Source organism: Collinsella aerofaciens (genome assembly GCF_015553355.1).
Lineage (GTDB): Bacteria > Actinomycetota > Coriobacteriia > Coriobacteriales > Coriobacteriaceae > Collinsella > Collinsella aerofaciens_V.
The window spans coordinates 20,382-27,717 of the sequence record NZ_JADNGN010000032.1; the positions used below are offsets into that span (position 1 = coordinate 20,382).

General features: G+C 60.1%; 3 protein-coding genes. All 3 read right to left on the reverse strand.

The genetic code is table 11. The features are described 5' to 3' along the window. The coding region (locus I2D57_RS07970; RefSeq protein ID WP_267472285.1) for a GH25 family lysozyme at positions 1 to 1,305 on the reverse strand (1,305 nt) is incomplete at its 3' end. 142 nt (positions 1,306 to 1,447) lie between these two features. Next, a complete protein-coding gene (locus I2D57_RS07975) occupies positions 1,448 to 4,492 on the reverse strand; it encodes an NlpC/P60 family protein (RefSeq protein ID WP_195362093.1) in 3,045 nt (1,014 codons plus the stop codon). Positions 4,493 to 4,595: 103 nt separating this feature from the next. Next, a partial coding sequence (locus tag I2D57_RS07980) for a C39 family peptidase (RefSeq protein ID WP_195362094.1) occupies positions 4,596 to 7,336 on the reverse strand: 2,741 nt, incomplete at its 5' end.

Sequence of the window (7,336 nt, forward strand, 5' to 3'; positions counted from 1 at the left end):
GCCGGTGGTGCCGCCCTCGGAGGCCGAGGGGGTGTCCCATCCCTGCCAGCCGATGCCCGAGACGTGGGCGTCGATCTGGACAGAACCATCTTCCTCGGGATTCAGAATACTGACTTTAAGATCTTCCACGGCCTTCGACTGTCCCGTTGTGCCCGCAGTTGATCCATCTCTTTTACTGCTCATCCAGCCTATATTAGAAACATGTGCTTCATATTGGATATGCATCTTACCGTCATCAACGTTGAGAAAAGACCCATTAAAGCAGTAATTCATGTCGCAGCGTCCGTTAACGCCCGGGACATTACCGCTGCTTGAGTACTGCCAGAAACTGTAGCTACCGGCATAGTCACAACGCCAATTATACTGAGCGACCCAATGGTCATAACCGCTCAGCGACGGAGAGTTCAGATAGTTGTTAAACCAGTTAAGGTTTGCATAAATGCCAGATTTAAAGCCAACGGCCTCCATACGGTTACAAAAAGTCTGCGCAATCTGAGCGAGCTTATCTTTGCTGAAATTCGGATCCTGCAAGATATAGTTATCCTCAAGATCGTAATAAACGGGAAGCGACGGATGATGGCCACCGAGCCAAGCAAGCGTTCGATCGGCTTCTTTATTTGCATCCGCTACAGAACGAGCATAGGAGTAATAGTAGACACCGTAAGGAATCCCGAGACGTTCGCATTCGGTAGCGTTTCGTTCAAACGTTGAATCGGGTTTGCCGTAAACAGGGCCGACCTTGAGAATGGCAAATTCTATTCCAGCGGCTTTAACCTGATTCCAGTCAATCGTCCCCTGAAAGTTGCTGACATCGATACCACGCGCAACGGCACCATTGGGCAAAGCTTCGTCAGCCAAAGACTGCACATCGATACCATCGTTGCCGGCATCGATAAGCACGCCGTTCTTGTAACGCCAAGAATTCGGCACCAAAGAGTCAGCTTCAGGGGAATCCGCCTGCATGGCATCATCCGCCGATGCCTCGTCACCAGAATTGTCAACGCTCGACTCATCGGTACCGATTCCAGACTGATCGTCAGAAATTGAGCCCGAGCTCCCATCCGGGCGAGCAGCGTCCGCAGCGTCACCATACCACTCGGTTACACCCTGAGAACCCAAGGCGTCGCCCCGCCCATCCTGAGAGCTTTCACCTTGAAATCCGCAGTCATTCGATGATTGCTGCACCGACTGTGAAGAAGCGACAGATTGGGCAGACAACGCGTATGCACAGTAAGGCTGAATGATTTGCGACCAAGCTATTAAAAGCGTGCAAATCAAAGCTGCAGACGCTTTGAGACGATTCATATATATCCCCCGAGATATTGACTACTTTCGAAGACACCAAGTTATATTACCGCACTTCTAAACAAGCATTTAAGGCTTGAGACGCAACGGTGGCATTCAGACAAAATAGAGACGCTCCCGTTACGGAGCGCCTCAAATGGCTCTATGCAAAAGGCCTTGCGGCGCCGATTACACGACCAGGAGCATAGACCGAGCGCTCGGTGACTCCAATTCCCGGCCACGAATCGATAATTCTACCGTTTCCGATATAGATTCCAATATGACCCTGGTAGTAGACCACATCTCCCCTCTGCATGGCAGAGGTGCTAACCGGCATAAATGTGTTGTTGCGATACCAATTCATGGAGTTATAGGTTTGCTCGGGCAACCAACGATGGTTATAGGGGTTATACCAACCCATATCCATGCCAGTCGCATACAGACATTGCAGTACCAAGCCTGAGCAATCAACCGCATCTCCCGGCCAAGAAGACCAAGGCTCGATATAACGAGTTCCAATATATTCACGAGCACGCTGGATAAATGCATTAATGCAGTCCTGGCGCGAAGCGTTATAAGAAATACGGGAAGGCGTGACGTACGTAAAGTATCCGGTGCAATACGAAGGAAGCTGCACGCTGTTGCAATTAACCTTTGGATAAGAACCGGGGGTCTGATATCCCATATATCGATAGGTCTCAAAATACGAATCAAACGTAGAGCCCGGTGCGGAAGCGCCCTTGGGGACAATCTTTACCTGTAAGGCCTGAACAGGAATGCCAAGCTTCGTGGTACCCGCCGGTGATCCATTTTTGGTCCAGCCAAGCCAACCATAATTTGACACATGGACGCGATACCAGACATCAAAGTAATTGGAAACCTCGCCAGTCAAGTTAATCTTGACGGCCTGGATTTGCTGTCCTTGGCCAACAGTTCCCGATGTAGCCCCATCTGAAACAGCAGATTGCCAACCGATATTGGATACATGAGCGGAATACGAAATGCCGCCGCTCATGGAACTATCGGAGAGCGACAGCTGCATGGCTTCTATGGCGCGGCTCTGTCCAACGGTACCAGCGATCTCGCCGCTGCCAACGGCCGCTTTCCAGCCAAGACCGGAACAGTTCGCCTTAGCCGAAAAACCAGGAAGCTGAATCAACGCAGCATGATCCTGAGCGGGAGCATCGAATGAACCTTTAGCAACCAACTTAACTTGAATTGCTTCAGCCTGCTTAGACAACCCAACGGTGCCAGCTGCAGCATCATTTTTAGCCCAACCAAGCCAGCCATAATCCGCCGCATGAATACGGTAGTAGATATCGTATTTTGAGGCGTCGTTGCCGGTCAGTCTTAATTTAACCGCCTGAATTGCGAGACCCCTGCCAACAGTGCCAGCATAGTCAGCACCCGAGACGTATGGCTGCCAGCCGATATTCGCAACATGTGCCGACACTTCGACGGAGGCATCGATGCCCTGAGTTGCAACATACAACGCCTGCAGGGAGCGGGACTTGCCCGTCTGGCCGGCGGTTTCACCGTTGCCAACAGGAGCCAACCAGCCCGCAGAAGCAACGTGCGCCTGAGAAACAAGACCAATTCCAGACGTTTCGATAAACGCATTGGCAGTGGAGCCAGGCGAAGACTGGCCCTTACTCACAAGCGCAATTTCAATGCCGCACAAACCGGAAGAGCCACCAGAAACGCCACATGCCTGACCATTTGACGTCCAGCCCGTCCAACCATTACCGGAATCGCATGCTCGATACCAAATGTCGTAATTGGCAGCGAGCTGGCCGCTCAGCGACAACTTAATCGCTTTAACAGGAGCTCCTGATACTGCTATAGCAGCACCGCCATCCGTTGACGAGGCGCCCCAGCCTGAATACCCATCCATAACGGAATAAGAAATAGACCCGTTATCAGTTTGACCGGCAACGCTCAGGACAATAGAGTTCAGCAGCTTAGCGCCATTGCCTCCGATCGTGGCCTTTTGACCGGAAGAGGAGCCAAGACTCTCCCCAGAAACGGCCGATCCGGAAACCGTAACAGCATCTGGATCGCCGATAAAGACCTTATCCGATGAACCGGGCGCTGGTCCGCCTTTCTCGACAAGAGCCGCTTTGACGGCTTCGATAGCCCTGCCCTTACCGGCAGAACCAGCGGCAGCACCATTGCAGGCCCAATCGAGCCAGCCTATGCCTGACACATGAGCGCAATACCAAATGTCATATTTCTCGGCCGCCTCACCGGTCAAACGAATCTGGACGGCCTCAAGCCGCTGCGCCTTACCAGTCGTGCCGCAGCGCCCCGCAGACCACTGTTGCCATCCAATATTCGACACATGACCACGAAGTTCAATGGCGCCGGAATGACCATACCAGTCAAGCTGGGCCTCGAGCGCTTCCATGGGAAGGGCCCTGCCAGTCGTCCCTGCAATAGACCCGCTCCCTACGGGGGACATCCATCCTATATTCGCCGTATGCGAGCGGACAGAAATCGAAGCGGGATCATCAACACGATTCTTGAAGGGCGTGGACGTGTCGCCCGGGGCGGGTTCGCCCTTGGGCAGGACCGCGACCTGGACGGCCTGGACGGCGCGGCCGTAGCCCGCCGAGCCGGCGTCGGCGCCGTCGCACGCCCAGCCGAGCCATCCGAACTCGGCGGAGTGGACGCGGTACCAGACGGTGTAGCGGGCCGACAGGTCCGCGGACAGCCTGACCCTCAGGGCCTCGACGGCGCGGGACCGGCCGGTGGTGCCGGCGGTGCCGCCGTTGCCGACGGCGGCCTGCCAGCCGACGTTGGAGACGTGGGCCTCGACGGATATGGCATTTGCAACCTGCTCTTGAGAGGAAGCCCCGTCCTCTTCGAGTGAGATTTTCAGTGCCTCAAGATTCAAGCCTCTACCCGTCGTTCCGGCAGTCTTGCCCGAACCAACTGGATTCATCCAGCCGATATTCTGCACATGGGCAGAAACGCTTACGTTTTTGACGGTCAGCTGATCGCTTAAAGCTGAATCATCAGCAACGACTTCGCCTGCCTCTTCGGATGAAGCCTGTTGCGCGTCTTGAGGCTTGCTAACCACAGGTGAAGCATCCAATTCTTGTCCCTCAGACACTGACCTGTCTTCGATAGCGGTCGAGTCATCAGAATAGAAATTTGTTGAGTCAACAGATCCGTTAATTAAATTATCGGCATATGCAGCGGTCACAACCCATGTTTTGACTCACGAGCAACACGACAGCCATGAGAATAGAAACGGACACATCAAAGAGACGTCTCACGATTCCACCTTCCTTCATCTATTAACGAACCTACTTAAGAACAACCGCTTGGGCTCCCCGTTGCGAGTATAGCGAAGCGATGCGTTCAGCAGAGTTAGAGACATAGCCAGAGAGCGAATCGGCAATGTAAACGGTACCCAGGGAACGATTAAAGCCTCTTAAAACAACGGTATGAGAGTTGGTATACGTTCGATAAATCCTTCCGCCATATGCCTGAGTCGCATAGCATCGACCCAAATTCTGCATGCCTATCGTCGACCAGATAATAACGGGATGTCCGGCTTCCAAATAGGAATAAAGATCATAGAAACCAGTGCCCGTGACGTCATACGCCCGCAAGCTGCTTCCACGACTAATCAAAAAAGAATTAGCCGTGTTGGTCAATCCAGGAGCGGATATGCAGTTTCCGTTCGAAGCGCTATGCGGATTACCCCAAAACGCCGTAACAAAATCCCAACTGCTCTTAGGCATATACGCATCTGCAATGACGGTTTTGCCCAGCCCAAATCCGTAATAGTTGAGCGCATTAGTCAATGCAACGGACTCGCAACCAGTAGGAAGCTCGGGATTCTGCATTGTGCAAGGAACGTTGAGGACAACCGAATTCGGGTGCAAGGGGCGATCCCTGTACGCGCCCTCCGTGGGACCCGGCGCCGCCGAGCCCTTCGCGACGATGCGGACCTGGAGCGCCTCGAGGCGGTAGCCGATGCCGGTCGTGCCGGCTCGGGCCCCGTCGCTGGCCCAGCCGAGCCAGCCGTAGTCCTGCACGTAGGCGCGGTACCACACGTCGTAGTACTCGGAGAGGCCGCCGGTCAGGCGCATCTTGACGCACTCGACCGCCCTGCCCTGGCCGGTGGTGCCGGCCACGGCGCCGTCCGAGACCTCGTCCTGCCAGCCGATGCCGGAGACGTGGGCGCTGTAGGACAGGCCGCCGGAGACCGGCGAGGAGACCTCGGCCGAGATCGCCTCCACGGCGCGGGACCGGCCGGTGGTGCCGGCGGTGCCGCCGTTGCCGACGGCGGCCTGCCAGCCGACGCCCGAGACGTGGGCCCTGAGGCTGAGCGAGGGGGCGGAGAGCTCGGCGGGGGCGCCCGACGATGGGGCGTCGCCGCCCTTCTCGACGAGGACGACCTGGAGCGCCTCGGCCTGGACGCCGAGGCCCTCGGTGCCCGCGGCCTCGCCGTCCTTGGCCCAGCCGAGCCAGCCGTAGCCCGCCGCGTGGACGCGGTACCAGACGTCATAGGAATCGGAGACGGGGCCGGAGAGGGACACCCTCACGGCCTGGACGGCGCGGCCCTGCCCCACCGTGCCGGCGTAGGAGGGGGCGGAGGCGGCGTCCTGCCAGCCGATGCCGGCCACGTGGGCCGCGACGGAGACGGAGCTCCCCTCGCCCGCCCCCTCGAGGGAGGCGCGCACCGCCTGGAGCGCGAGGCCCCTGCCGGTCGTGCCGACGTCCTCGCCGCCGCCCACCGCGGGCAGCCAGCCGCGCTCCGCGACATGGCCCTGCAGGACGAGCGACGGGCCGGAGGCGGCGCCGGAGACGTAGGCCCCCTCGGCCGGGCCGGGGGCGGCGGAGCCCTTCGCGACGAGGGCGACCTGGACGGCGGTGAGTCCCGAGGCGCCGGACTCGACGCCGGAGGGCTCGCCGGCGCTCGCCCAGCCGAGCCAGCCGCGCGCGGAGTCGCAGGAGCGGTACCAGACGTCGTAGCGCTCCGCGAGGCCGCCGGACAGCCCGAAGCGGACGGCCTTGAGCTGGAGCCCGCCGCCCGAGGCGCCGAGCTGCGCCCCGTCGGAGCTGAGCTCCCCCTGCCAGCCGGAGCCCAGCAGGAGGCCGCGGTAGCCGACCGACCCGTCGGACTCGAGGTTGTCGACGGTCGCGGCGACGGAGCCCAGCACGGGCCCCCTCTCGGAGCCGAGCGTCAGGACCCCGCCGGAGAACGACGAGCCCGCCGGCGAGCCGGAGACGGAGAGGGCCGAGCCGGACAGGCGCTCGCCGGCGCCGCGGAAGGCGCCGCCGGCCGGGCCCGGCGCGGCGCCGCCCTTGGGGACGAGCACGACCTGGACGGCCTGGACGGCCTTCGCCAGGCCCACCGTGCCCGCGGACGCGCCGTCCTTGGCCCAGCCGAGCCAGCCGTAGTCGGAGCAGTGCACGCGGTACCACACGTCGTAGGACGAGGCGGCCTCACCGGAGAGCCTGAACTGGAGCGCCTCGACCGCCAGGGAGCGCCCGGTGGTGCCGGCGACGCCCGAGGTCCAGCCCTGCCAGCCGACGTTCGAGACGTGGGCCCTCACCTCGAGGGAGGAGGATCCGTGCCCGTACCAGGAGACGGAGCCCGAGAGGGCCTCGAGGGCGCGGCCCTGCCCGGTGGTGCCGGCGACGGCGCCGTCCGAGACGGAGCCCTGCCAGCCGATGCCGGCGACGTGGGCGCGGTAGGAGACCGAGGGGGGCTCGGAGGACCTGTCGACGAACGGGGTGGCGGTGTCGCCCGGGGCGGGGTCGCCCTTGGGCAGGACCGCGACCTGGACGGCCTGGACGGCGCGGCCGTAGCCCGCCGAGCCGGCGTCGGCGCCGTCGCACGCCCAGCCCAGCCAGCCGAACTCCGCGGAGTGGACGCGGTACCAGACGGTGTAGCGGGCGGACAGCTCGCCGGACAGCCTGACCCTCAGGGCCTCGACGGCGCGGGACCGGCCGGTGGTGCCGGCGGTGCCGCCGTTGCCGACGGCGGCCTGCCAGCCGACGTTGGAGACGTGGGCCTCGACGGATATGGCGT